Raw genomic sequence first — 250 nt, forward strand, 5'->3', positions numbered from 1 at the left:
GCATACACCAGCACCGCCTGCTCGTACGCGTGGCGACGCTGTTCAGCGAGCCTGTCGAGTTCGATGGAGCGGGCGATCGCTGTCTCATCAACACCTGTGACTGTCACGTTCGTGATGACCATGCCCGCGTCGGTAATGATCTGTGCGTGTTGCAGTGAGAGCTCACCCGCGCGGGTCAGCACGGCAGTGTCGCGGTACACGTCAGCAAGGAACACGGCGAGGCCGAGCATTGAATCCACGCGCGGCTCGG

1 protein-coding gene is annotated in these 250 nt (G+C 62.8%); it reads right to left on the reverse strand.

The window, feature by feature from the left end; translation table 11 throughout:
• Nucleotides 1-250, reverse strand: a 250-nt coding sequence (locus tag AUL38_RS17315) for a hypothetical protein (protein ID WP_161937394.1), incomplete at both ends; no start/stop codon positions are given.

Source organism: Leucobacter sp. G161 (genome assembly GCF_001482305.1).
Lineage (GTDB): Bacteria > Actinomycetota > Actinomycetes > Actinomycetales > Microbacteriaceae > Leucobacter.